Source organism: Syntrophomonas curvata, assembly GCF_052976825.1.
This window is the reverse complement of record NZ_CM129641.1, coordinates 1473271-1500001: the sequence shown is the minus strand read 5'-3', so window position 1 is coordinate 1500001 and position 26731 is coordinate 1473271. Positions and strand designations below refer to the sequence as shown.

Below are 26731 nucleotides of genomic sequence, written 5' to 3'. Positions count from 1 at the left end.
AAAATTTCTACTGGCAGTAATTCTATACTGCCAGTAGATTATTTTGATTCAGTTACTGCAGTTCTGCTATTTTATCATCTACTCTTTTTAATAAGCCTTTACCCTCATCACCAGTTAATTGATAAAATTTTGCCCGGGTAGGCTCTTGAATAATAGCGGCAAATTTTGCCCGGGTTTCTTCATCAAACTCTGTAACCTGAACACCAAATTCTTTCATTGTCGGCAGGAACTTCTCAAACTCTCGATGTTTTACCTCGTCGCGCAGCCATTTATCCATTTCCTTACCAGCTGTTATAAGAGCTTGCTGATGTACCTCGGGTAAGCTGTCAAACCAATCTTTATTAAACGCAAAAATATTGGGCAGATAAGCATGGTCAGAAATTGCCATATATTTCTGAACTTCATAAAATTTCATTTCGTGACAAGTAACGATGGGGTTTTCTTGACCATCAACAACGTTCTGTTGTAAAGCATTATATAGTTCACCAAAATTTATAGGAATAGCGCTTGCCCCGAGAGCCTGAAACTGTGCTATGAGAATAGGGTTTTCCATTACCCTTATCTTTTTGCCTTTAAATGACTCGGGGCCTTCAATTTTAAAGTTGCCCGTAAGTTGTTTCCATCCGGTCCCATAAAAAGAAGTGGCGACCAGACCGTGTTTTTCAAGAGTAGCTAAAACCGCATCTCCCACTTCACCTTCAATCACTTGATAGGCAACTTCTCTTGATGGAAACAAAAAGGGTAAGTCAAATATGGACATTTTGGGCTCAAACCCGGTTACGGTTGATGTGGGCACGGCAACTCCTTGGATAGATCCTATTTGGGCAGCTTCTATAAGCTCTCTTGATGAGCCCAATTGGTTACCCGGATAGATAGTGACTTTTACTTCATTATTAGTCAATTCCGCTACTTTGTCGGCAAACCTCATTTGTGCTTCATGTTTAGGCGTACCTTCCGGTTCATCAGTACCAACCTTGCAAGTGTACACTTTAGACGCGTCGCTGCCGCCTTTATTTACTGCTGCTTTGTCCTGTCCACAACCTACTATTACCAATGACATAACAATAAGTAAGACTAAAAACAAGTTCTTTTTTACCACAACCGCACCTCCTTAAAATTTTTACAAAACCGCCCTGCCATTAATTAACTATCATATTTCACCCCCTTGTCCAAAGAAGAATGAAACTGTTCACAGATAATCAACATCAGTATTAAAGAAGTATCGGTAATCTGGTAATAATGTAGTTTCTGCAATAAAAAACTCCAGCTGACTTAAACCTTATTTTAATTAAGGTATAAGACGCTGGAGTTTTACTCGTTTATATAGAGGGCTGTTTTTTTGGTAGAAAAGCCCTCCACCATGAATAAATACAGCCGAATTTTTTATATTATTTTGTTATTTTATCTTTTTAAATTTTATACATTATAATTCCTTTAGTCAAGTTAAATACCGACGGGTATCGCGACAATACAGCAAGCACCATGAATGGCAGCGGCAACAGCCGGAGCACTTGGGAAAAGACCGCGCGAAATCCCCTGTGCCGATAATATGGCACAGGGGATTTTAGAAGGAGAAAAGGAGTTTTCTATTTGCTAATCATCTCAACTTCAGCCGTGATTTTCTCCAGCAGCGCCTTACCCTGGTCATCAAGCATCCCAACCAGTGCCTCTCTGGTCGGCTCCTTAATCTTTGCAGCAAAAGCATCTTTTTGCTCCTGGGTTAATCGGATTACTTTCATACCGGACTTTTCGAATGCCGGTATAATTGTTTCCTGCTCCTCTTTAGCAATGGCTTCCCGTAACCAATCACGGCAGTCAGCGGCTGATTCCTTGAGTATGGTCTGATATTCCTGGGGAAGACTGTCCCACCAATCTTTATTAACGCCTAATACCAACGGCAACCACCCATGGTCGGATACGGCCATATACTTTTGTACTTCCTGAAATTTCATATCATAAATGGACATCATGGGGTTTTCCTGGCCATCAACTACTTTTTGCTGAAGGGCGTTGTAAGTCTCGGAATAATTTATAGGAATAGCACTGGCACCCAGCGCCTTGAATTGGGCAATCAAGACCGGATTTTCCATAACCCGAATCTTTCTCCCCTGAAAATTTTCCGGCTTGGTGATTTCAAAATTACCGGTTAGCTGTTTAAAACCGCTTTCCCACATAGTTAGTACATGTATGCCAGTTGATTCATAAGATTTGAAATACTCCTCACCAATCTTGCCGTCCATTATCTTATAGGTTACCTCCCGATTAGGAAACAGATAAGGCATATCGGTAATGGAGGCGGGCGGGAAAAAGCTTACATAGTTTGAATTAGGCAGAAGCGCCGCCTGCTGAGTTTTCATCTGAACCGCTTCTACCTGTGCCCGGGCATTGCCAAGCTGTGAGGCTGGATATAATTCAACCGTAACATTGCCTTTGGTAGCCTCTTCCACTTTTTCCTTGAACCTCTCACATGCCTGGTGCTTGACTGATTCCACTGCTTCAACTGTACCAAGTTTCATAACAAACTTTTGTTCTTGGGCATTCTTGGCGGTATCGCCGCCGGCTTGGCTGTTGCTATTGCTGCTGCCACAACCGGCAGCCAAGAGACTCAATGCCAGCACCAGAATCAGTACTCTTGGGAATCCGTTAGCCTTTATTTTCAACATAAGTCCCCTCTTTCCGTTTGTTACTCCGGTTTGTTTGGTAAAAATGTTAACTTAAGAGATGCAAATTAACCTGGGATGCCCTGTCCACAACCTACTATTACCAATGACATAACAATAAGTATCACTAAAAATAAGCCTCATTTTTTACCATAACCACTCTCCTCAAACTTTTTTATAAAACCGCCCTGCCCTTAATTTAGTATCATATTTCACCCCCTTATCCAGAAAAGAAGAATTAAATTGTCCAACAGGTAATCCGAATTAGTATTAAAGAAGTTTATCTGTAACATGATTAATGTAATGATTTAGTTTCTAAAATAAAAAAACCAGCTGACTTAAACCTTATTTTTATTAAGGTATAAGACGCTGGAGTTTTACTCGTTTATACAGAGGGCTGTTTTAGTAAAAAAGCCCGCCACCATGAATAAATACAGCCGAATTTTATGCTATTATCCGACAATTTCTTGGTTTATAATTTTTTTAAATTTTAAACTTTATAATTCCTTATGTCAAGTAAGATACCGAGGGGGAATCGTGTCAAGATACTTTGAGTTTTAAATAGCTACCTTGCGTTTTCTAGGTCAATTCTATTAAGCCAAGCCATTTCTCAACGTATAAAACGGTAAACCCGCTTTCAGTATTATACTACTGAAAGCGGGTTTGTCTTCAGCCCAAGAGCCTGTTTATGGCCGCTACGCCATTAATGCCGGAATCCATTATAAGCTAGGTCACGGCTTGTGGCGCGGAGCCAATATTGATCAGTATAACTCACCCGGTTAGGGACGATCCATTCGTGTGAAGAGGCACTTTCAGGCTCAGATCTTGGCACTAATCTTTTAGCTGATTTTTTTCATCTTTTCGTGCAGCTTATGGAATTCCTCACGCAGGGCTATCTCCTCCGGGGTCTCGGGGGGGATTTCCTTTTTTAACGCCAGGTTAGGATCGCATTGTGCTTCCCAGTCCCCGGCCTGCAAGCCGTTGGCGATAATGATTCGGGGCTGGTCATCGAACTTCAGATTGTAAACCGTATCGTTGTATTCCTTCAGGTAGAGCGCTGCAATGGACGTTTCATTTCCATCGGCCCGAACCAAAAGATCTCCTGCATTTAAGTCCTTTGCTGTTACCATCCCTCTCCGGGTAACCACCGGATGGGATTCGGACAGCAAAAGCTTCTCTCCGGTGTCTGTTTCAACATAAACCATCATCTTCTCTTGCCCCGAGATGATATTCTTTACCACCAGGCTTTCCTTCTCAGCGGACAGAACCAAATCACCGGCTTTGATTTCTGATATGAGCTTTTGGGTCCCATCAGCCATGGTGATTTTTGTTTCCTTGCCAAAACATCCCCAACGCACCGTAATTTTAGGTATCCGGACCGAGGGTTTTTTGCTGGTGTAGTATTGCTCATCCGGGCCTAAGGCTGAGACACTGTTGATAGAGCAGCCTACGATTTGGATATCTTCCCCGTAAGTTGCATCGAGATAAAAACTGCATTTTAAAGTCAATTCAGTTGAAGTGCCCAGGTCTTTTGTATACAGCTTGGTGTTCCAGTCCCGGGGCAATTCAAAAGACAGGGTATGGGTTGCGGAATCAAATTTAAAAAACTGCTTTATTTGGTCAGCCGTGTAATTAAACTTGATACTTCCGTTATCAGAAAATTCTACCAGGATATCGGTAGTCTGTGATTGAGTGGAGTATTTGGCATCAGTCACGTTGGCGTTGAATTTGATTGCCCCTTTGATGGGGATGTTCACTTCAACCATATCCTTAGAATCTTTGCTGACATCCTTATAATAGTATTTTGTGTCTTCACCTTCACCAGCCTCTCTGTTGTATAGAATGAGGATATTTCCTTTCTTTTCCGTCTTGGGATCATCAATGGTAAAGCTTTCAACCAGGGAAGTCCCGCCGAGAATTTTAATCCTGGCATATTCTTTTAGCGCGTTATGAGCCAAAGTACATTTCATCCCTCGGGCCGCAGGCTTCCTAACCACGGTGTAATCCGCCTCCGAGATTATTTCGGTATCCTCCTGATACACCAGATTTATGGACGGATATTTAAGCTCCGTGTCACAGTTGTCCTGATAAGGCTGATCGTATATTTCATAGCAGCTGTCTAAAATCAAACCCCGTGTAACGTCTCTGATGCCTCCGGAGACGATCATGGAGACCTGCTGGTTCTTCAAGTAAGAGTTCAGCCCAGTAGACACATCGGTTCGGGGATCGTAGATGAGACCGTTTATATAGAAAACCTCGTCTTTCATGCCATACTCTGAAACATTCGGTTCTTCAGCAGCTGCCGCCAGTTTTTTATCCGAATGCAGCTGTTTGGTGTATAAAAAGGCTTCATACACCAAGGGGAAATCATTCTTCAGCAGTTCCTCGCCACCGAATTTTTCAAGGAAATAAGCGGCGTGAACCGAATTGGAAAAGTCCAGTTCAACACTGGTGCAGCCCTCCGGAAAGATACTGTTCCTGAGTTCGTTTAAGTTATTGTTCATTTTTTATCCTCCTCTCACTCGTTAGGTTGTATGTCTATTGTCCCCATGTCACCCGGCAGCCCTAATACTCCATTATCGCCACTTTTCCCGCCATTGCCCGGAGGAGAACCGCTGCCTCCGGCTCCTCCCCGGCCGCCTGCGCCTGCGTTGCCGGGTTTGGCCTTTTGGCACTCAGGGATGATCTTGTAGTTATGAATATTGGTGTATTTAATGACGACTTTTCCGCCATTTCCGCCATTTCCGGAGTTTCCGCCACTGCCGCCGTCGCCGCCGTTACCTCCCTGAACTTCGTCTCCATCCCGGCCGTTGCCGCCGTCGCCGCCCCTGCCGCCGTTTCCGCCTTTTCCGCCGACATTCAGTACATTAAGGTTTCTTTTCAACTCCCCAATTTCTATCGTTACATCCGGGGCGTTATCGCCGTCATCTCCGCGTTCCCCGTCAGTCCCTGCGCCGCCGTTTTTGCCGTCTTTGCCTCTGGCGCCGTCTTTTCCCTTTCCACCGGTAATTATGATATCCCGGCCCCAAGCATTAGCGGTCATTCCCTTGCTCTCCATGATCTCCCCGCACAGTTCTCCTACTTTGAAAATGCAGGGTATGCGAATCTCAATATAGCCTCCTGGGCACAGTTCCACCCGGTCGTACTGTGTACGGCTTGAAGAAGATTGGATTATAAGGGGCACATCCTCCGTAACCGTAATATTAATTTTTCCCGCCGTTTCTTCCATGATCCTCATCCTTTCTTTTATTCTTATTGGAAAACAACCAATATTTTGGCCCAATAATACAAAGTACTGGGCGTTCTTGCCCAGAGAGGGACATAAATATCAGCCGTTGCCAGGGTCCTGGTGGTGTAATGGGTACAGTTATTGGTTATCAGGCCGAATTCATGAGATCCGGTATTATAGGTCAATTCTTTCGGCACTCTCCTTATGGTGACCGTGTCGATGTTGTCACCATGGAAGCTGTTGCTATCAGTGTGGTACATGGAAATATTGTCATTGGTCCGCCTGCTGGGGTAAATGTGGCTCCAATCACCTCCGTCCTCAGAAATCATGGAATGTCTCAGTTTCTGTGATTTGGGGCCGGCCAGACCTATATGAACTTCGTGGTCTTCCCCTAAGGTGTGAAGGGTTTTTAAATTGCGTCCGGCGCCTACAAGGCCGAAAACGGCCGATGATACACCGCCTATGACAGCACCGATGACCATGTTTTGAGCCCAGTTTTCAGTAAAGTCTTTCCCATGGACAACATTCAGGCAGCCGTTGGTTATTACTCCGTCCGCCCCCCCTATCACAACTCCTATCCCAACCTCCAGTACGATATTGGTAGCAGTAACACTCATGCCAAACATGGTGAATCCGGCAGGTATTGCCATGCCGCATAAAGCCGTAAGGCTGGCAAAGGCTCCCGCAAGACCGGCAGTGATAAGCCAATCCTTCACATCAAATTCGCCGCTTATGGCAGAACTTATACCATAAAAAATGCTGCCGATTCCTGCACCTACCAAAAAGGTACCGCCCAGCATAACGAGTCCGGCTCCCAGAGGAGAGGCAATGCCCCCTGAAGCAACCGTGATGATTGCTCCTGCTACGGCAAGCACGATACCGCCTGCGATTGCGGCAAAAGTTCCCCATGACCACCCGCCTTCGGGATCGATATAATTGACCCAGTCGGAGCCTCCATAAATATAAGGGCTGGCAAACTGCCTGTCAGGATCAATGGAATAGAAGCGTCCCATAGAGGGGTCATACCACCGGGAATGCATCTGGTACAGCCCGGTTTTTTCATCCCAAAGCTGCCCGATGAATCTGAAACTGATCAGCTTTTCTGCCTGGGGTTCTTCGTAGACCCGGCCCAAATATTCCCCAAAGACCTGGTAGTTGTAGGAGGCACACAGACCTTGTCCATCGTAGATCCCCCTTACCGATGATTGGTAGTCTTTTACCAAAAAAAAGGGCTTGCCGTCTGCCACCAAAGAGAATACGCCGCCGACCCCTGACAGGCAGCAAGATCGCTCACCTGCTGTTTGCTCTGTTTGGACAAACAAGTGTCCTTTCACATCATGCACATTTATTTTGGTCATGTCTGCTGATAACTCCGCTACTTTCCGTCCTCCGCTTCCATACAGGTATAGCATGCTTGACTGATTGGATTCCATAACCACCGAAGATACATATTGCAGAGCTTTATCATATTGGATGATGAGGCCTTTGGCATTGGTGACGCTCCCATATTGGTTAAACTGGAAGTCGTCCGGCCCATGGGAAACCATTCTGTTAGTGCCCGTTTGATAACTGATTTCCTGCAGATGGTCATTCCGCATGTTGCCGTTCTTATCATAGATCAAGTGATTTGCCGCGCCCAAGCTGAACTCACTGCCCATGGAATTAACCGCCGACAGCAACCGTCCCAAGCCGTCGTAATCATATTCCATGCTGTATTCTTTTAAAAAGCCGGGGCCGGCTTTGGAATTCGGGAATTTGCTGCTTATAGATCTGATTTTTCCTGAGAAATTCCCGTTAGCCCCATCCCCAAAGTAGGACAAGACCTGCTCAAAATATGGATCCTTGATAGAGGAGAGCCATTGGGCGCTATTGTAAGAATAATTTCGCGTAAGTTGATTGGGCTCACCCGGCAGGAAGACTTCCGTGCTCAGGTTTCCGGAAGGGTTATAAGTGTACGCGCTGACGCATTTTCCTCCGAAATGCACTTCCTTCAACTGACCATGGGTGGTATATACGTAACCCATGTCTTCTTTATTGTCCGCCTGCTGTCGAATGGGTTTCCCTTTGCGGTCGTATTCCGCAAGCATAACGCTCTCCTGTCCCAAAACCTTTTGCTTGCGCATGATCATGTTGCCGTAGGAATCATAGTCAAATTCCTCTTCGACTATATGGGCATCGCTGCCGTTATAGGTGACAGCTTTCCAAAGCCTGCCCAGCAGGTTTCTGTTTTCGCCGGTTCCGTTATAATAATTTTTCCGGGCCCACCTGCTGTTTTCAGGGCGGTAGTCAGGGTCATCGGCCTTTTGCTGCAGCACCTCTTCGTCCCAAGCTCCATTGCAGCTCCCGATTTCGGTAATGTTCCCCCTGCCGTCATACATCTGGTATACATAATAACCTTGCTCGCTTCCGGCAGCGTCCTGGGTGAACCGCAGCTTACCTTGACTGTCATATACGAGCCTGGTAGTGCCTGTATCCACATCTGTCCGTTCCACGATTCGTCCAAAGAAGTCGTAACGGATGGCGCTGACAAACTTTTCACGTTCACTTTGACTAAGGCTTTCATCATAATAGTTGGGGTAGCGGATCAAAACCTGATTCCCGAAGTCGTCGTATTCATAGGTAGTAAGGCTTTGCAAGCCGTCCCTTTCGGACACCATCCAGTCAGCCACTTTATTATCCAGCTTATCCTTTACTGTAATAGTCTTCAGGCCGTCTCCGTCTGTTACCACATTCATGTAATACTGGCCTCCGGGCAGGTCCAGATTTCCGGCAAAAACCTGGTTGGAATTGGTGTAATAGCCCATTGTCACCGGATGCCGGGACAATACTGTGCCCGGCTGTTTTAATTCTATGGGCAGGGGCCTTGGCGAAACCGTGGTTTTGGCACTGCTATAGGGGAAGCCTTCATCCTCAGGATAGGCTTCAGCCGCTTCTCCCCCCATCTTCCCTGTCTCCCAATCATAATCAGTGATAAAGCCACTGCGGTAACCCCATAGTTCATTTTGGGCTTCCACCGCCTTAGTCAGAACCGAAGCCTGGCCCAGAGGAGAATACACGGGCATTTGGGTCAGAACTCCACCCTCGGTTATACTCTGGTCCTGCAGAGTTTTACCCACATAATCCTGGTAGCTTATTTTCACAGCGGGTTCCGGGGCATACATCAAATACTTTAGCTGCAGGTTTGTTTTGCTCTCTATCCGGATAGGCGCCGGGCTGTTTTTCCCGGTCTTTTCGCTGAAAAGAACAGCTCCGTTGCACATAAAGGTGAATCTTTCACCAAATTGTATGAGTGTATAATCGGAGTCGGTTTTTTCATTTATCTGCGCCGTCCCCATCGGCCTGTCCCCAATATACAGTTCCCAGCTGTCCGCTTTGCGCTCAAGCTTCAGCCCTCTGGAATGCAAGCTTATATCCTGGGAGGTATTCATCTTGCTGCCAAACATAAACATATAGTTCGTGCTGGTGTTTTTTCGCAGCTTGAGCCCCTGGTTTTCTGTAACAGCCCAATACTGCAAATACTCATCGCCGCGATTAAAATCTGTAAACTCTCCACCCATGGGGAATTCGGCAGTCAGGGTGAAATCCGGTTCCTTTTCGGGGAAGGGCGTAACTTCAAAGCTGTTGTTAAAAAACACGCTGGCTTTTAAGGGGGTCTGAGCATCGGTTAGTTCAATAATGGGGCGCTCAATCGGGTCGTGTAAAATATAGCTGCCCTCCTGCAGGTTGCGGTGCTTTCCTATGGTAAGCATATAGCTGTTATATACATAGGCTTCTGCGGTACACAGTATGGGCGTAACAAACAGGGCATCGATCAGTATTTTCCCGCTGTTTTCCCCCGTAACGATCCTGATATCTACCGTGCCGGGTGGGCAGCCAAGATCAACGGCCCTGTAAAATATCCTCCACTGGTTTTCGGTGTCTTCCAAGGGCACGAAGGTTTTCCCGAAATATATACCGGCGCCTTCCACACCGCCAACTGTTTTCATCGCACAGGAAATCATGTATTTTGAACTGCTGTTTTCAATAGAAAATGCGATTCCGCCTCCCTTGTTTAACCAGCAGCTGCGGCTTCCGCCATAAAATTCGCTGGTCTCATACATAAGGTTTTTATCCGCAGTCTGGTCTACAGGGCTCCATAAGTCGTTTTGCTCGTAGGGCTCAAAGCCACAGAAGAATACTTCTTCGGGGCAGGCATTTTCAAAGTGACCGACAGGATAGCCTTCCCACCGGTCATATAAAATCGTGGTCACCGTACCATCCAGGGATTTTTGTGACACAACACTGCCGTTTTTCAAGCGGCGGGTGACTTCATTGGTTTTCAGCCAGCCTTCCTGAGGCCCATTGAATAAGAATTTGGGGCCGCCCTTTCCTGTATAGGCATAGGTGCCGGTCTCACCCCAATTCCCGAACTTGTCCCGGGCCCATTCCTTTGCCACAGCTTCAAGTACTAGATTTTGGGTATCGTTTCGCCTTGTAGTCAAAACCACAGCGGATACATAATTCCGTTTCCTGAATTCCGGATATACTTCCCAGGCATAATTGAAATTTTGGGATATCCGGATCTTCTCTCCTTTATGGTTGGTATTGATCTTGGTGATTTTCTTCTTCTGGCCGCAAACATTTTCATATTCCGTCTCGATTTCCTCGCTGACACACAGGAAATCACCGTCTGTATCAGAATAGGGTTTAAGATATGTCTCCTTCACCACCTTATGGGGCAAAACGCAAAAGCCGTTGTTATCAATGGCCTTCGGGTAATTGATTTCCCGGTTGGTCATGATCCCTTTGTCATCAAACATGGTGGTGCGATAAAGCTGGCCGCTGAAAAAGCTGTAAAAATCACGGGCGTTGCAAAATTCCGAGTTGGGAGGATATACCGCTTCCGGGTCAGAAGGGTTTAGACCATTGAAATAGAGATACTCCATTGAGCCGTATTCTCCGTTTTTTGCAGCTTGATTCACCTTTACCAGGGAGTATTGCGGAACTTCCCCCGTAAACGTAGCGTTGCTGAGCTTGTAGCCAAAATAAAAGCTTTGGTCTTCAAAACCGGTGTCCAAAGTAACTTGATCAAGATAGCTGATATCGATTGCCGAAGGGTAATAATCCCTGTCGACAACTTTGTGCAGGGTCATTTTCTGGGCGCTTGCCAGCTTATCACCCACGTAGGTAGAAAAAGAGTACAAACCCACGTTGGGAAGGGTATCGTCCTTTGAAAAAAATATCTGGTTATCAAATTTTATCTGCTTGTAGAATTCATTATTGCGGAAAAACACCGCATAAGTGTCCCGGCTGTTCTGCAATTGGTACATTAAATAACCATTGCTCAAGACTATACTGCTGCCGTCTGTCCGGTCGGGCAACGTATAGATGAGCTTCCAGGTTTCATCGGGCTGACGGGTGAAGAGGCCGCGTCCCAACACTGCATAATCGCCCAGTATTCCGGGGCGATAGATGGGCTCATTCCCTGGCAGTACAGGGCTTACGGGAACTCCGGCGGCAGCCCACTGATTGGTATAAGGGTCAAACCGCAGGGCCATAAACCGCTGTTGATTGTTTGCCATTTCTACTGCCAGAGCCAGATCGTTTCCATAAGCATAGGCATAAGCAGCGCCTTGTTTTACCTGGAGCAGCGAGGTTTTGTTCCAGCGTCCCGGAGAGTAGCGAAAAATATTTTCAGCCAGCCCTACTATACTGTCGCTTGTAATAGCGGTCAAAACAGGATTTTTGGTTCCCAGCTTCTGCTCTGTGGTAGATACTTCGATTTCCTTAAGGGCAAACGACTCATCCCAGCGCAGAAGTATGACTTTGCTGGTTACAGTGTCCTGGCTCTGCATGGCCACAAAGGTAGCCGCTGCCTGGCATGGCCCCAGGGACCACACGGTGTTCCATGAGGTTAGCTGCCAATTGACCTCCAATGCCAAGTCCTGCACATATCCCTTTTGCCATTGGTGATTTTCGTCTATGTAAAAGGACTGCAGGCGCATACTCTTGGCTTTGTCCCGGTAAAATGCCCCAAGGATAAAATTGTCGCCACCCGATATTGCCTGGGCATCAAAGCCCTCCACCTGCAGATCCTGGCGCTGCCAGGTATTGGTTAGATAGCTGAACTGGTACACGATCAGTGCATTCTGGCTTTTTGCCTTGACTGCAAAGAATGTCCCTGAGCAGGTAAAGGCGGGCCGGGATTGTTCGTTGAGCTGGATCACCTTTTCGTTGGTCCACTCCCCTTGCCTAAGGGGGTTATTCTTATACAGTCTGTAGCAATAGGTTGCCGCGTTGACCATTTTGTACGACATAACGAAAAAGTCGGAGCCTAAGTGGATCTGCACATCCTCTATTGCCTCTTTGGCAATAGCGCTGTCTTCGTAGCTCCGCCACTTCACATTCCAGCTATATACCCTGACAATGTTCGTATTCCCCCGCTGAAATAAGGCTACTGAGAAATTCAGGCCGTGGTAAATGGAGGCCGTGTATTCTGATCCAGGTTTCGTAAACTCAATTATTGAACTGCTGGCAGGCAATTTGTCATTTTTGTAGGTATATGCGAATTTCTGACCGTAGGGATATGTCACCTGTTTCAATGCGCCGGGATTGGGATTCTGACTATTGGTTTCATAGTCAAACACCATGGAAGGCATTGGTACCATGTTTCCGCCTTTACAGGAGATCTGGGTTGCAGTACTGAGAAAACGCTTTTTGAATAACTCACCCTTCTGATATATATCAATAAATTCATAGCCCAGCTGTTGGACATATAAAAGCTCCCCGTCCCTGTTTTTTACTTGGATGCTGTCGATAAATTTGTTTTCACAGTTAAACTGATATGGGTTTTTGTTGTTTTTGGAGGAATGGGGCCAAACGCATTCGAAATCTTCCTTATCCTTATAGATAAATTCTGCTTCCTCGCCAAAGGTACTGACTACTTTTTCCAGGCGTATGCTCCGGGTATAGGAACAGTTCCCTATCCGGGCTTCTTCCTTCTCATAGGAGTAAGTAACACTGTTTCCCGCAAAGCTGGTTATGCTGGTAAGGTTCCATCCTACAGGAAAGGTTTCCCCTCCGCTGGATTCGGAGGCGCCCACCCAGTTATCCCAATGAATCCGGTTTTCAATAGCTGCTGCATCGCCCCCGTAACTCCAGATACTGCCGTTTTCCTTATGAATCTCCCATTTGCTTTCCTTGGGACTGTCGATATAGTAAAACTTCCAATAAGGGTGTTCTACCGAATAAAAGCTTATCGCCCCACCCTCTTTTCCCAACCGGTACAACGGATATGTCCCGCCTTCGGCAACCAGATAAAAGGAGGAGTCAAAGCTTTCTTTTACGAGCCTGTTCTTTACTATGATGCGGGGCACTTCCATGCCCCACCCAACCCCAAGGGCGGAGCCTGCATATTCCCGGTTGCTGCTTTTAAGCATATTCTTTATATCGCTCTGATAGGAGGCTACTATGCTCAGTTGGAGATCGTCCTGGGAATCCAAGGAAGCTAAAAAAAGAGGAAAGGCCACCATGCCTTTGTACAAATTGACTGTCTTCAAGATATGATTTTCCTGTGAATTGCCTTGCTGTGCTAAACGATACGGGTCAGAATTCAAAAAAATCACCCTTTCTGTAGGTTCAATAAAGCCAATAGTTTCCTAAAATACTTTACAAGGAAAACTTTATGAATTGTATATTATTTACAGAACAACCTCCTTCCGGATCATTCCCATGCCGTTATCCTTTATGGTTAAGAGCCATTACAGCTTCTCCTGTGGTTCCCGGACCGCAAAGAAAACCAGAACCATATCCTCAAGCCCCCTAAGCCTATCGGATAAAGTATTTGCCTTTACCGAAATTGTCTTTTAGCCGTAAAGGTCACTCCAATCCGTTGCAGGCGGCTGTTTCCCTAAAAATGCAATAGACTGAATCAGAGTTATAATTTATAAAAAGTACTTTACATTTTTTGCCATACACAGTATATCATAATATTCACAGGAATAATAGCCTATAAATTACATTAAATTACAAAAATATACGCAACAAATTATTATTCTAATAATTTGGACAAAAATACAACTCGACTATTGCCGCAGCTAGAACTAACCGGCAATCCTCGTATAATGCAATATTAAAGGGACAGTTGACTATCTCGGTCAGCTGCCCCTGAAACTATCGCCTTATTCAAAATTATTTTGGACATCCTTTTCCCGGTTCTGGGGACAGCATGGGACAGTTAAATGCAGGTTTTTAGTCTTTCCCAGGAAGATCCGGATTTGCTCGGCGCCGGGCTGGAGCCCTCTGATATAAGAGACTGAACGGTCAGAGCTCGTTTCAGCCCCGGGTTTAGGAAATCATGTTTCCATCAAAAAAAGAAAACCACCTTAACCTGAAATGGTTTCGGTGGTTTTCTTTTTGCACCAACCAGTCTATTTTTAATTGTTTTCCAGTTCTTTCGCTTCATCACTATCTTTTTTCTTAAATATGATTGCATTTAGAAGAGCGCCTAATCCCAGGCCCATCATCAAACCTAATACTATACCGGCTCCTGCTATGTCAGGATTGAATGTTTTAAGAACAAAAAGCAATATAATTGCACAAACAATCGGTAGAATCGCTTTCTTCACTATAAAGTCACCTCCTTCCACCTTGAATATGTCCATTTGAGAATAAGACCATAAAAAAGGCGGATAGCTGTTAATGGCTATCCACCCTGATAGTCTACTTCTCAAATAACGACATCATATCCAAATGGACTTAGATGACCTTATTTCACACATCCCGCTTTCGCCAGGAGTGCTTTGACCGAATGCATATATTAAATTTCGACTTCATTTTACAATTATTTAATAGCATAGTCAATACTATTAAATAATTATTTTGAGGGCAAGACAATCAAAAAACCAAGGAAATAGGCCGTGTCCGGCAGTGTATTTCCAGCCAAAGGAATGATGCCATGCTAAAAGACGTTTAGTCATGACCAAATATCGGATATTTACAGCTATTGCCGGGGGCTTGCAGTTTTTTCGGTTCTCAAGGCAATAATCTGACATGGTAAGTCTTTTCCAGCAGCTTATTGTTTTTAACCAGAATCCGCTCTATCACCCGGTCCCGCTCCTGACCGTAAAAGACGGCGCGGGAGGAATTCCTCTCTTCCAGGGCTTCGGCTACTTTAAGGTCAATTTCCAGTATCTCCCGGTATTTCTTGTTGTCAGCAATAACCTCATAGTCTACATCACTGGTAATCTGAAAAAACTCCACCATAATCTTATGCAAAAGCGGATTATGGGAATACTTGGTCAGGGTAAGGCCAAAAGAGGTTTCATGAATGTATCGTTCCTTGAAATCAGTATCATCTCCAAAGCGCTTATAAAAGGTTCTGGTTGCGTTGGCGATAGCCTCGATTTCCTCATTGCTGGCATTACGGACAACCAAATCCAGAGCCTGGTACCATAATTGCCGTCCCACTTCCAGTATATCCTTCATGTAGAAATGGTTGGCGTTATCTCCATTAAGGACATCCTCTATGGACATGTCGATCAGGGGATTTACATAGATCCCGCTGCCTCTTTTGCTGCTTACTATCCCCTGGCCTTCCAGGACTTTGACAGCCTCTCTGACCACCGTTCGGCTCACCCCGAATAACTCAGCCATCTCCACCTGCGACGGTAAACGCTCCCCGGCGGTTATGGTTCCTCTTTGGATTCCCGAGGTGATTACTTTTACTATTTCCCGACTTCTTGATGTTTCCTGCTGTTTGCCCATTTACTCAACTCCCTGAATGCTGTCACTCTATTAAGTATATACGATATAAAAGGTGATGTCTTTTTGCGGTATTAGGATTCCTCTTTCTATGTTTTTCTATTTACCAGGATGCCTAGTTGCAGTATACTATGACTAGAATAAACAATTTACGACATTTTTAAGTCTTTTTAATCCCTAGCCCAGGGAAAGGAGTAAAGCTTTACTAGACTGCAGATGCTACCACTAAAGAGTTCCATTGAAGAGGTTTCAGGTTGTAAATCAACTGGTTGGTAACTACTTTAACAGGAGGTATGAAAAATGCAAGAACGTAAACCTATAGCTCCCTATATGGCCGTAGGCCTGTCTACTGTATCATACGGTATCTCTGAACGCAAGGACATAGCCAGAAACCTGGATATCATTGAGGATTGCATCCGCGGAGCGGTCGATACGGTAAATATCAATATGCCGGTAAAGATTGTAGCTCTGGCCGAGGGCGCCCTCACCGGGTTTTCAGATGAAGTTTTTGACTTGCCTCATGTAACGGCAGCGCGTGATTTGTTTATCGATATTCCGGGTGAGGAAACCGAACGGCTCGGCAAGCTGGCACGGGAGTTTCAGACTTATATCATCGTACAGTGCAAAGCCCGCTGGCCTGAAGTGATAAAGGACAGGTATTTTAATACCCTCTTTATTATCAATCCCGAAGGCAAGGTCGTCCATAAAGCAGCCAAAAATCATATCTGGTGCCGGGAAAGATCGTGCACCCCTCATGATGTCTACGACCGCTGGGTAGAGCTCTTTGGCGACGGCATTGAGGCGTTTTATCCGGTATTAAAGACGGATGACATCGGCAATATCGGCACTATCTGCTGCAGTGACGGCGAATACCCGGAAGCAGTTCGGGCGCTGGCTTTTAACGGCGCCGAGGTGGTTTATCGCCCCAGTGAAGCCATGCCTATGACCGGAAGCGGTTATCCCGGCGGCGGCAGTTGGATGATTCAAAACCGGGGCCATGCCGAATTCAACGCTTTGTATATGCTGTGCCCCAATGTGGGCCCTGTATTCGTCCACCCGGGTATGCAGCACCCCTTTAACGTCGGCGGAGGCAATTCCCATATCGTTGACTACCGGGGCGAAATAATGTCCTACTCTCCGTCCAATTACAATACCGTAGTGGCCGCCATCATTGATATCGAGGCCTTGCGCCAGTTCCGGGTAATGAACCTGAACAGCAACTGGACCAAGGATTTGCGCACCGAGCTCTTCAAGCACATGTATGACCAGCCTATTCACCCGAAAAACCTCTGGCTGAATCAGGAACCAAAGCATCATGCCGAAGTTGATGAGGTGTATCGCGCCAATATCAAGCGTTTAATCGAAAGGGGCGCTTATACCCGGCCCTATCACGATTTTCCCGGTGCCCGGTGCCTGTCCGCCCCTTTGTCAGAGGAAGAATGGGAAAATATGAAGTCACTGTGGAAGAATCCGGAAAAGTAGCGAGAGGAGGATCCAGAAGATGAGCAATGGAAACCAAGGCTTAAGTCTGGAACAGATGGGCTACAAGCAGGAACTCAAACGAGAACTGGGTCTATGGGGCGTGCTGGCGTTTGGTATATGCATGATGTTTCCTATAGCGCCGGCAGCGGTATATGGCTCAGTAACTGATATTTCTCTGGGACACATGGCTCTGGTTTATCTAATCGCCGTAATCCCCATGTCCTTTACTGCCTGGAGCTACGGTCAAATGGCCGGAGCTTTCCCGGTTTCGGGCTCGGCCTATGCCTATACCCAGAGGGCTGTCAATCCCCATCTGGGGTTTCTGACCGGATGGGCGGTGCTGCTCAACTATATACTATTCCAGGTTTTAAACTACGTCATAATCGGTGTCTTCGCGGGAGCCCTTTTCCCCGGAGTGCCTTATTGGGCAATAATCGTAGCCACTGTTGCTATAGTGACCGGGATCAATTTGCTGGGTATCAAGAATCTGACCCGGGTTAATACCTTTTTAATCATATTTATGTTTATTGGAGTAATCTACTTTGTGGTCAGCGCGTTTACCCAGCTGAATCAGGGTGTTGGCTTGGGGTTTACCACGCTGCCGTTTTATAATCCGGCAACCTTTGGTTGGAACGCTATACTGATGGGGACATCCATCGCCTGCTTCTCTTTCCTGGGTTTTGAGGCTATGACCACCCTGGCGGAAGAGATGCACAGCCCGGCCAAAACCTTGTCCAAGGCAACCCTGATCGCCTGTTTTTTCATGGCTTTTGTCTTTATTATCCAGGCCTATTTTGCCCAGTCGGTTTTCCCCGATTTTCAGAATTTCGCCAGCCTGGATTCAGCTTTCTTTGAGGTCTGCCAGAAGGCCGGAGGGCAGGCTCTGGCCACCTTTATCACCGTAGTCCTGATTGCCGGTTCATTAGCCAATGCGCTGGACTGCCAGACTGGTGTATCCAGGCTGCTCTATGGCATGGGACGAGACGAAGTAATACCCAAAAAGTTCTTTACTCATCTCAGCGCCAAACGCCGGGTTCCGTCCTATAATATCCTGTTGATGGCAGGACTGGGTATTGCGGGCGCCGCTCTGCCCCTGGAAACAGTGATAACCATCATTAATTTCGGAGCCTTAATCGGCTTCATCATGGTAAACCTTTCGGTTATTATGCATTACTATGTGAAGCTTAAGCGCCGGGGGTTCGCCAATGTGGTTAAGTTCCTGGTTTTACCCGGACTGGGCTTGATAACTTGTACGGTTTTGCTTTACAACCTGACTGTGGAGGCGAAATTGGTGGGAATTGTCTGGCTGGCCATCGGGGTGATTTATGCAGCCGCAACTACCAACTTCTTCCGTAAAACACCCAGGAACCTTACTCTGCTGGAAGACATGGACAATGAGGGCTAAGGATTGGTCGCAGTCCCAAAGCAGATAATCAAACAGCCCCTGATCAAGCTGCAGGCTGGGTCAGGGGCTTAGTTTTTCAAATCTCTGCTCCGGTTTCTTCAGCTCTGATATTACCGATAGCTTGCTTCATTTTTAATATTTTCCTCTGCCTGATATTTTCCGCCTCTTCAGGATTCAAATTACCGTAATCCTTCAGTCCCCGGCCCGTCTTTATCCCCAGTCTGTTTTTCTCCACCATTTCCCTGGCCAAAGGCATGTAATTGGTACTGGCGCATAGCTGCGGGTTGAGGAATGAGGTTACCGTATAGGCAATATCCCATCCTATATAATCAAACAATTCCATGTGTCCCTCAAAGCCGTAGCGGAGCCCAAAAGTATTGCAGATGGCTGTATCGATATCCTCCGGAGTTGCCCATCCCTGTTCTATCATATGTCCAGCTTCCCGCCCGATAGCCGCTGACAACCTGTTTATTATGAAGCCTGGTATGTAACGCGGGATTATTACCGGCTTTTTACCCAATTCTACTGCCAGTTGGCGGCAGGTATCCAGGGTTTGCGAAGATGTTTCCGGCCCCATGACCAGTTCTACCAGTGGCATTATATGAGCCGGTGTACACCAGTGGAAAATGATAAGCCGTTGGGGATTCCTTATATGTACAATATCAAATATATTAAGGGCCGAAGTATTGCTGCTAATAATGGCATCCGGGCTGCATAAGCTATCCAGCTGCTCGAATACTTCTCTCTTTAATTGCGGATTTTCCGGTATGGTTTCCACTATAAAGTCTGCTGCCGGGGCGGCCCCCTTGAGATCACCGGCATATCGGATTCTCTCTTGAGCAACGGTTGCGGTTTCAGGAGCAATTTCATCAAACTCAACCAGGGTTTCAAGGTTACAGGCAATTCTTGCTCCGGCTCTCTCCAGAGCGTCAGGATTAATATCGCTTAAGGTTACCCGATGGCCCGCACAAGCAAATACCTGGGCTATACATGGGCCCATGGTTCCGGCCCCTATAACCAGTACTTCCAAACTCCTCACGGTCTTAACCTCCCCCTCCGTCAAATATAGGGTCATTATTCTGCTGACCTGCACCGGATTCGGGGAGGGCTCATAGGAAAGTGCCTGCATAGTCTGGGAGCATAATAGTGTTCTGATAAAATCTGGGCAGGAGATATGCGCAGATACAGACAGGTCAGTTTAACGAAAAAACTTAAAAATAATTGCGATTAAGGGTATATCTGGAACCGTCTTTGATAACGACCCACTGGTTGGCGAATTCTTCAAGTATCTTTTTAACCGTCCGGGTCTCAACTACAATATTGCGCTTACCTAATTCTTCAGAAATCTTGCATGGAGTAAACGGCTCTTTTTGAAGCAACAGGATATTGGCCAGCTCATAATTTGGAATCTCCATCTGAATTGCCATTCAAGACCACCCCTTATTAATTATCGTCAAATCCTAAACAAATACTTAATCCCTAGCTTTCAGTAACCTTTTTAATTCCATTGATAATCTCATTCAACAAAACCGGAAGCTGTTCAGCTATATTCTTCCCTATTTCTTTTAAAAACTGGTTAACCGCATCCTTATTCAAGGGCTTATCTTTTTTTTCCTTTACATAAAGAAAAAAAGGCGGGAAAAATTTGGGACCATCTTGTAAGTAATGATATACCCGAGACACGTTTTCGAACTTAAGTACCTCATCGTTTCGGTTGTAGAGAAGACACTGGGTGTTTTCCAATCCAGTCATCGGGGTTTCGAAAGCTACCACTAAATCTATAATATCATATTGACAAGCAGTATTTTCTATAGTTTTTCTAATTAATCCCTGTAGCATATTTATGCCTTGAACAGCAGAAAATATCATCATAATAGTCCGCAAAAAATATCCATGCGAGGAAAACAAATCCTCCATGGATTTATTGTGCTGCAAAGCATTATTAAAATAGGTATTAAGCGACTCGGGCCTTTCCTGGGCCCAATCAAAATCCAGATTTTGAACCAGACTCTGGTCAATGAGCCAAAAATCATCGCTTCTCTTGATTAAAGAACGATAATTTTTGCGGTTTGACAGCAACTCTTCAAGTTGGCAGGTTAATAGAGAGTCTTTCTCTGACTCCCGGTAATTGGTGAAATACTCATATCGCAGCACCGACAGCAACCACGCGTCATCCCATTGGATGAGACCGTCAAAAAATACCTGGGCCGAATATTCTTTTCTAATACCCTTCCAGAGTCCGGATATGTTTAGGGGTAAAACCTGCGAATCGGAATCGCTGCTGACAATATCAGATTCAAGGTAGTACTTAGACAGAGTAACTATAATGCTTCTGAGCAGGTAGTTGGTTTTAATGACCCTATGGTGATAGTTAACATATCTGTAGAACAACCAGCGCTGATTAAACAATTCTTCTACCGTGCTTAGCGTAGACATACTGGCACAGAATTTCGGCTTATTCCCGTCTAAAAACATCTTCATAGCCGGTATTAATCTTTCATAATCAATTCTGTTTGACCCCGAAAACCCCGAACCTTTAGCATCTCTTACCACCGAATCCAGCCTGTCGCAGTCAATGGCTCCGGATATGAGGCTGCTGTATATACAATAAAATACAGAAGTATCGTCTTCCTTAGCTTGAAACAGAAGCTCCACAAATTTCAACACGAATTCATGGAAAACTAGATTTTTAGCTTCTGCCTCATTATTGACCGCCTTGATATTATCTATGGTGTCCTCAATCAGCCTAATGCCTATTTTTTTTCCTATACCTTCATGAAGTGCGCCATGGTATGAAAAAGTATCATAGAATTCCCGGGCTTTTGCGGGGTTAAAGCCACTGCCGGTGCTTAACAGCTCCTTAATATCCTTTAAAGCGTGTTCGGTTACGTGGCTAAACGGCAGGTGGCCTACATCATGCAGCAAAGCTGTGCATCTTATTGCCTGGTACAAGACTAAATACGCAAACACATTGTCGGCCATTATGTTCTGAGGGGTGTTAGCATCGTATAGAGCGTCTTCTATATATATAGAACCTATTTTATCAACTATTTTTACGAAATTTTTCAATTCCCGGTTCATCTTCCGTATAAAATCTTGTTGATTTTTAATATCTTCTATCTTGGCGTTGATTAATCGAAAAAACTCTTCCCTGGTGTTCAGGCTGCAGTTTGTCAAACTGAAGTAAAACATTTTACCCGCTAAATGCATCGCGCCAAGTGAATGGGAAAACCTTGACGTCCGATTTGAGGGATATGTGAGATATACCGTTGAGTTCTGCAAAACATTGTGAAGTCTGTTAAAAGCCTGAGTTGAAATAATTTGTTTTTCTAAATAACTTACCGGAATAGCACCGTGAACTGTATCGGAAATAAACATAGGTTTCTTTTCCACTACCATTCTCCCCTGGCAATTAATGCCTTATTTTTCCACATGTTTACTTGATACATCTTTTAGCATCTCTTGTCAAGTGAAAATTACAGCTATTTATCTAGCTTGACTTTTTTTTGGTGTGATATCCAAACCAGCAGAGGGTTCGTCTATCTCCCCCAGGGATTGGCGAGTGTGCAAATACCTTAAGAACTTGCGTAATTCCAGCATAGACTCTTGGTCCAATCCCCGCATTAATTCTTCAATCCCACTTTCATCTTTTTTGTGCTCTTCCGAATGTAAAAGTATTTGTCCGTTTTCATCAATGCTGATTTGGTTGAGGATAATCATCAGTGCTTCAGGATGGCCGGTCTGGTCAATAATTTTTTTGATATTATCCGGGATGGGTTGGGGAAAATCCGTAAGTCCTACAAGGTAGTCAAGCGTTACTGCAAAGAATTCCGCCAGAGCTACAAGGGTATCAAGCGCAGGCAAGGAGGTACCTTTTTCAAATTGGGTAATTGCACCATGACTTTTCAAGCCAACTGCGTTAGCCAGGCTTCGCGTTGATACTTCCTTGTTTTGTCTAAGTTCCTTTAGTCTTTCTGCAAATTTCTTTTTATTCAGCATAATTCTCCTTGACGTATAGTAATGCTAACCGTATAATTCAAAGAAAGTATAGTACGACTGTCCATTCGATTATTTTAACTTAGAATTAGTGCCACTAATTAGTCGAACCTGTTGGAAGTTAGTATTTACTATTGTTATTAGGAGCTAGATATGCCGCCACCATAACAGTTCATCGCTAAATAAAGAGCATGCAATATCAGGAGCAAAATCCAGCAGATTAGGGCAGAGATAATCTGCCACCAATAGATCGCGGTTAACCTAAATATATACGAGCAAGTCACTCTAGCAACCATTTTTTCCTGGATTTAGCCAACACTAAACTATTGATTGATTCCGCTGCCTAATCCCTTCATCCGTCATGTGACCGGGATTTGAGCAGAGGAATCAGCCTTTAAAGCCATATTAACAATTTCCGCTGCAATGTGCAAATACACGCGGATGAAGCTAAATTGCTAAGCTTCCTATAGCTGCTTGACTCAGGTAGTTAAGGATAACGCAGGAGCTCCGGGATCTTACGAACAGAGTTCGTGAGGAGGGAGCTTTTTTCACAGTATCCATAGAGCCTATTGCTGGTACTCGCAAACTTTGACGGCGCTATGACAAACACTTCCCTGACCGTATCAGATACTTTTTAGATAAAGGGGAGGGCCTATGAACCGAACAGTGCATTATTTGAAAATGGTAAGGGATTTTCACTATGATACCTATTTACATAGCGTTAGGGTTGCCATACTGGCCGATAAGATTGGCGAAAAAATCGCTCTAAATTCCCAGGAGCTGAAACAGTTGACGCTATCAGCGCTATTGCATGATATTGGTAAGATAAAGCTGTCTACGACCATTTTAAACAAGCCCGGAAAGTTGGAGCCGGAAGAGTGGAACAAAATCAAGGAACATCCGCGTTATGGGGTTGAGATGCTGCGCCATGATAATCAACTGCTGTCAGCAGATGTTATGGACGGCATATACAGCCACCACGAATTTTTTAATGGTAAAGGCTATCCGCAGGGCCTTAAGCAGGAAGATATAAATGTTTTTGCCAGGGTGATAGCCATAGCCGATGCCATAGATGCCATGACCACCAAACGCTTATACCGCCCCTACGAACTTAGCTTCGAGGATGCCATACGAGAGGTGCTGGACTGCGAAGGAGTACAGTTCGACCCCTATATATGCCGTAAAATATCAAGTTTAGCGGAAGAGGACTATAATCCTCTTTTTTAAGGGTGAAAAAGCTGGGGCAGCGGCGGCGCATATACCGGCAATCATATAGAAGCAAACGGCCTTCCTGGGGCTGGCAAGCCTTAAGCGGTAATAATTAAACACCGCTGCTGCATGGCGGATAAGATAAAGCCAAGGCTAAGTAATAAATGTCTTTCTTAGCCAGTTGAGGGTGATATCCTCTCTTTCCATAACATTTCTGCTAAAGCGGTGGTCGGCGCCTGCGATAAGGTGCAATTCCGCATGCCTGCAATTCTGGTATAAGCATACGGCATTATTCGGGGCAACCACTTCATCTGCCGTTCCATGTATTATGAGAACCGGTTGGGGTGCCAGTTTTTTGGCATAAAAAATCATATCATGGTTGGCGAAATCCTCAATAAAATCAGGTTTGAGCTGGAAGCAGCCTCGCTCATCCTTAATCTCGATAGCCGCACCAGCTTCCACCTGGCTAAACTGAGCCGCTACCCCGGCAAAAGTTTCATTAAGCTTTAACGGGGTAGACCAGAATATGTAGCCGATCACCCTTTCATCCGGCTTCCCGCCAGCTGCCAGTACCGTGCTCCCGCCGAAGCTGCGTCCCAGCAGTATGGCCGGCTTATGATAGTGCCGGTCTGCGTAATCAATAACCTGCCGCAGGTCATGAAGCTGCCGGGTAAGACTTATGGCGGCGAATTCTCCACTGCTGGCGCCACTGCCGCTAAAATCAAAGGCCACTACACCCAGACCCAGTCGATTGACCCGCTCGGCAAAGCTGAAAATCCTGCCGCCGTTTTCTTTGGCCCCGCGGAAGCCATGGCAGACTATCAGCATATTGCGGCAGTCGTTTTCCGGCATAAATTCGTAGGCGGCAAGCTTCTGCCGTCCCCCGCCCGGGATGCTTATCCTGTTCAACTGCGCCCTCCTGATGTTATATCGGTTTCTTGGGCTTCCGCTGTTCATCGGATTCGTAGCGTATCCGGTTGCTGCAATTATCACAGATAAAAGTCGGGGCTTTTTCCTGGGCTACCAGTTTGGGGTAATCTTTGTGATCTTCACTAACATCCAGCGTTTTACCGCACATCAAACACCTGGCCTGAACCATATTCATCCTCAAACCCTCCCCCGTTATCTTCTTATAATATTATATCAGCAGATGTTGTTTTAAGCCAAAAGTCCTTTGCCCCACCCAAAGATTATGACCCATCCCGTACAGGCACAGGATGGGTCACTGTTAACTTCCAATCAATCACGTAGTTATATTTTGAAATAGGAAATAGCCTCCTGTAAATCTCCAACAATGACATTCAGTTTATCCAGCGAGGCATTGATTTCTTCGATACCGGCCATTTGCTCCTGGGCAAGCTGGCTGATATTTTCAGCAATGCGGGAATTGTTTTCAGCCGCATCAGTCGTCTTTTCAATCGATTCAATAGCTGTTTCGGCACTGGCCGCCATTTCCTGGCTGGCGGCAGACATTTCCTGGATCTGTTCATTGACCATGGTAACCGCCTGAATAATGTGTTCAAAGGCCTCCCCGGCACTGGCCACCACTTCTGTTCCATTGGCAACCTCTCTGGTGCCGTCCTGCATAGCACTAACGGCCCGATTAGCTTCCCCTTGGATTTCCTTAATCAAATCCGCTATGCGCTTGGCCGCCTCGCCTGATTCCTCCGCCAGCTTGCGGACTTCTTCAGCTACCACGGCAAAGCCTTTACCCTGTTCACCCGCCCGGGCTGCCTCTATGGCTGCATTAAGAGCCAGCAGATTGGTCTGGGTGGCGATATTGGTAATTAGGTCCACAATCTGTCCAATTTCCTGAGATTTAGTACCGAGACCTCCCACAATAGCCGCGGTAGAGTTGACCGTCTGACTGATGACATTTATCTGTTTAATAGCCTTTTCAATCTGCTGTTCTCCCTCCTGCGCCCGTGAGGTAGCGGAAATGGCTGATCCCGAAACTTCTTGGGCATTCTCTGCTACCTGCTGTATAGCGGCGGACATTTCCCCGATTGCAGCCTTGGAACGGCTGGTCAGCTCAGCCTGGACGGCAGCACTTGACCTCATATCATTAGCCCGGGAGTTCATATTTTCCATGGTGGATGCACTCATTTCCGAGCTCTTCAACAGTTGTGAACTGGACTGGCCGACATTCTTGATGAGGTCGTCGGTCTTTTTTATCAGCTCAGACATTTTGTCCAGCATAATGTTTACCATTTTGGCCAGCTGCCCCGGCTCATCATTGGCCCGGGCAGGAACATGCTGGGTAAGGTCGCCTTCGCTGGTTTTTTCCACCGCCTCACGTATACGCCGCAAAGGCATATAAACGGTATAGGCTATAAGGAACGCCACCAGGAAACCAGCCAGAATACCCACTATAGAGTAGATAATCATACTGGAACGGAAATGCTGGACCAGATTGTCATATGGGGTAGCCGGTACCCCCACGTACCATATGCCGATGATTTCCCCATCCTTATTCTTAATCGGTTTATAAGCGGTTTCATTCCAGGTGCCAACCACTTCGGCCCGTCCTATGTATGTTTCTCCGTTTTTACATACTGCCTGCTTAACTACATCAGATACTTGAGTGCCGACTTGCCTTTCCCCATCCTTCATGACATTGGTGCATACCCTGGTATCGCCTTTAAAGATAGTTACTGTATCCCCGGTAAGCTCGCCTATCTCATCAACCACCTTGTAGTTTTCTTCCATCAATACTCCGCCTTTGTATAAAAGGCCGTCTTTTATCTCCCAGTCCCCAGGATAATTCATATCGACAATATGTTCACCGGTGGCCAGGTCGGATTTTAACTTCTCCTGGGCGGTAAAGGTAATTTTGTTCTGCATTACATAGGTAGCATAAATCCCCATGACCCCTGTAACTGCGGCCAATATCAATGTAAAAGCCAGAATCAACCGTACCTGTACCGAGGTTTTGCGAAGTACAATCTCTAATCGGCTCAGCAAAGCCTTCATCCCCTTTCCCTTCTCCTGTAGAAACGCAAGCGTCAT

The 26731-nt window shown here is 45.8% G+C and carries 17 protein-coding genes; 3 read left to right on the top strand and 14 right to left on the bottom strand.

What is annotated here, in order from left to right; all coding sequences use genetic code 11:
* Positions 1-52: 52 nt before the first annotated feature.
* From ACU70B_RS06680 to ACU70B_RS06650, 7 genes are all read right to left on the bottom strand, one after another.
* Positions 53-1099 (bottom strand): TRAP transporter substrate-binding protein, encoded by a 1047-nt coding sequence (locus tag ACU70B_RS06680; RefSeq protein ID WP_447185571.1) that lies wholly within the window; start codon positions 1097-1099, stop codon positions 53-55.
* A 487-nt stretch (positions 1100-1586) separates the two neighbouring features.
* The gene (locus ACU70B_RS06675; protein ID WP_447185570.1) at positions 1587-2663 is read right to left on the bottom strand and encodes a TRAP transporter substrate-binding protein; all 1077 of its coding nucleotides are present in this window, start codon (positions 2661-2663) and stop codon (positions 1587-1589) included.
* Positions 2664-3499: 836 nt separating this feature from the next.
* Positions 3500-5164 (bottom strand): Hint domain-containing protein, encoded by a 1665-nt coding sequence (locus ACU70B_RS06670; protein WP_447185569.1) that lies wholly within the window; start codon positions 5162-5164, stop codon positions 3500-3502.
* Positions 5165-5178: 14 nt separating this feature from the next.
* Positions 5179-5889 (bottom strand): hypothetical protein, encoded by a 711-nt coding sequence (locus ACU70B_RS06665; RefSeq protein ID WP_447185568.1) that lies wholly within the window; start codon positions 5887-5889, stop codon positions 5179-5181.
* Positions 5890-5912: 23 nt separating this feature from the next.
* A complete protein-coding gene (locus ACU70B_RS06660; protein WP_447185567.1) occupies positions 5913-13427 on the bottom strand; it encodes an RHS repeat-associated core domain-containing protein in 7515 nt (2504 codons plus the stop codon).
* 876 nt (positions 13428-14303) lie between these two features.
* Positions 14304-14495: a hypothetical protein gene (locus ACU70B_RS06655; protein ID WP_447185566.1), complete on the bottom strand. Its 192-nt coding sequence runs from the start codon at positions 14493-14495 to the stop codon at positions 14304-14306.
* 406 nt (positions 14496-14901) lie between these two features.
* The gene (locus ACU70B_RS06650) at positions 14902-15633 is read right to left on the bottom strand and encodes a FadR/GntR family transcriptional regulator (protein WP_447185565.1); all 732 of its coding nucleotides are present in this window, start codon (positions 15631-15633) and stop codon (positions 14902-14904) included.
* Between the two features lie 297 nt (positions 15634-15930).
* On the opposite strand from ACU70B_RS06650, the gene ACU70B_RS06645 reads away from it, so the two are divergent.
* Both ACU70B_RS06645 and ACU70B_RS06640 read left to right on the top strand, forming a co-directional pair.
* Positions 15931-17112, top strand: coding sequence for a nitrilase-related carbon-nitrogen hydrolase (locus tag ACU70B_RS06645; protein ID WP_447185564.1), 1182 nt, complete (start codon positions 15931-15933; stop codon positions 17110-17112).
* 19 nt (positions 17113-17131) lie between these two features.
* Entirely contained in the window at positions 17132-18517 is a 1386-nt protein-coding gene (locus tag ACU70B_RS06640; protein ID WP_447185563.1) for an APC family permease, read from the top strand.
* 76 nt (positions 18518-18593) lie between these two features.
* On the opposite strand, the gene ACU70B_RS06635 is transcribed toward ACU70B_RS06640, so the two are convergent.
* The 4 genes from ACU70B_RS06635 to ACU70B_RS06620 form a co-directional block, all read right to left on the bottom strand.
* Positions 18594-19556 carry a 3-hydroxyacyl-CoA dehydrogenase family protein gene (locus ACU70B_RS06635; protein WP_447185562.1) on the bottom strand — a complete coding sequence of 321 codons (963 nt, stop codon included), beginning with the start codon at positions 19554-19556 and terminating at the stop codon, positions 18594-18596.
* A gap of 172 nt (positions 19557-19728) precedes the next feature.
* A complete protein-coding gene (locus tag ACU70B_RS06630) occupies positions 19729-19944 on the bottom strand; it encodes a hypothetical protein (protein WP_447185561.1) in 216 nt (71 codons plus the stop codon).
* Positions 19945-19996: 52 nt separating this feature from the next.
* Positions 19997-21709, bottom strand: coding sequence for an HD domain-containing protein (locus ACU70B_RS06625; RefSeq protein ID WP_447185560.1), 1713 nt, complete (start codon positions 21707-21709; stop codon positions 19997-19999).
* A gap of 294 nt (positions 21710-22003) precedes the next feature.
* Positions 22004-22516, bottom strand: a complete 513-nt coding sequence (locus tag ACU70B_RS06620; RefSeq protein WP_447185559.1) for a helix-turn-helix domain-containing protein — start codon at positions 22514-22516, stop codon at positions 22004-22006.
* Positions 22517-23167: 651 nt separating this feature from the next.
* Between ACU70B_RS06620 and ACU70B_RS06615 the strand changes: the two genes are divergently transcribed.
* The gene (locus tag ACU70B_RS06615) at positions 23168-23740 is read left to right on the top strand and encodes an HD-GYP domain-containing protein (RefSeq protein WP_447185558.1); all 573 of its coding nucleotides are present in this window, start codon (positions 23168-23170) and stop codon (positions 23738-23740) included.
* Between the two features lie 135 nt (positions 23741-23875).
* Here the strand turns inward: ACU70B_RS06615 and ACU70B_RS06610 are convergent, their stop codons facing one another.
* From ACU70B_RS06610 to ACU70B_RS06600, 3 genes are all read right to left on the bottom strand, one after another.
* Entirely contained in the window at positions 23876-24631 is a 756-nt protein-coding gene (locus ACU70B_RS06610) for an alpha/beta hydrolase (RefSeq protein ID WP_447185557.1), read from the bottom strand.
* 16 nt (positions 24632-24647) lie between these two features.
* On the bottom strand, positions 24648-24827 hold the full coding sequence (locus ACU70B_RS06605; protein WP_447185556.1) for a DUF2197 domain-containing protein: 180 nt from the start codon (positions 24825-24827) through the stop codon (positions 24648-24650).
* A 146-nt stretch (positions 24828-24973) separates the two neighbouring features.
* Entirely contained in the window at positions 24974-26695 is a 1722-nt protein-coding gene (locus ACU70B_RS06600) for a methyl-accepting chemotaxis protein (protein WP_447185555.1), read from the bottom strand.
* Between the last annotated feature and the right edge of the window lie 36 nt (positions 26696-26731).

What these genes read in the sequence shown, in the direction of transcription:
- ACU70B_RS06675 (WP_447185570.1), bottom strand. Translation starts at nt 2,663, where the DNA reads ATGTTGAAAATAAAGGCTAACGGATTCCCAAGAGTACTGATTCTGGTG.
- ACU70B_RS06670 (WP_447185569.1), bottom strand. Translation starts at nt 5,164, where the DNA reads ATGAACAATAACTTAAACGAACTCAGGAACAGTATCTTTCCGGAGGGC.
- ACU70B_RS06665 (WP_447185568.1), bottom strand. Translation starts at nt 5,889, where the DNA reads ATGGAAGAAACGGCGGGAAAAATTAATATTACGGTTACGGAGGATGTG.
- ACU70B_RS06650 (WP_447185565.1), bottom strand. Translation starts at nt 15,633, where the DNA reads ATGGGCAAACAGCAGGAAACATCAAGAAGTCGGGAAATAGTAAAAGTA.
- ACU70B_RS06645 (WP_447185564.1), top strand. Translation starts at nt 15,931, where the DNA reads ATGCAAGAACGTAAACCTATAGCTCCCTATATGGCCGTAGGCCTGTCT.
- ACU70B_RS06640 (WP_447185563.1), top strand. Translation starts at nt 17,132, where the DNA reads ATGAGCAATGGAAACCAAGGCTTAAGTCTGGAACAGATGGGCTACAAG.
- ACU70B_RS06630 (WP_447185561.1), bottom strand. Translation starts at nt 19,944, where the DNA reads ATGGCAATTCAGATGGAGATTCCAAATTATGAGCTGGCCAATATCCTG.
- ACU70B_RS06625 (WP_447185560.1), bottom strand. Translation starts at nt 21,709, where the DNA reads ATGTTTTACTTCAGTTTGACAAACTGCAGCCTGAACACCAGGGAAGAG.
- ACU70B_RS06620 (WP_447185559.1), bottom strand. Translation starts at nt 22,516, where the DNA reads ATGCTGAATAAAAAGAAATTTGCAGAAAGACTAAAGGAACTTAGACAA.
- ACU70B_RS06615 (WP_447185558.1), top strand. Translation starts at nt 23,168, where the DNA reads ATGAACCGAACAGTGCATTATTTGAAAATGGTAAGGGATTTTCACTAT.
- ACU70B_RS06605 (WP_447185556.1), bottom strand. Translation starts at nt 24,827, where the DNA reads ATGAATATGGTTCAGGCCAGGTGTTTGATGTGCGGTAAAACGCTGGAT.
- ACU70B_RS06600 (WP_447185555.1), bottom strand. Translation starts at nt 26,695, where the DNA reads ATGAAGGCTTTGCTGAGCCGATTAGAGATTGTACTTCGCAAAACCTCG.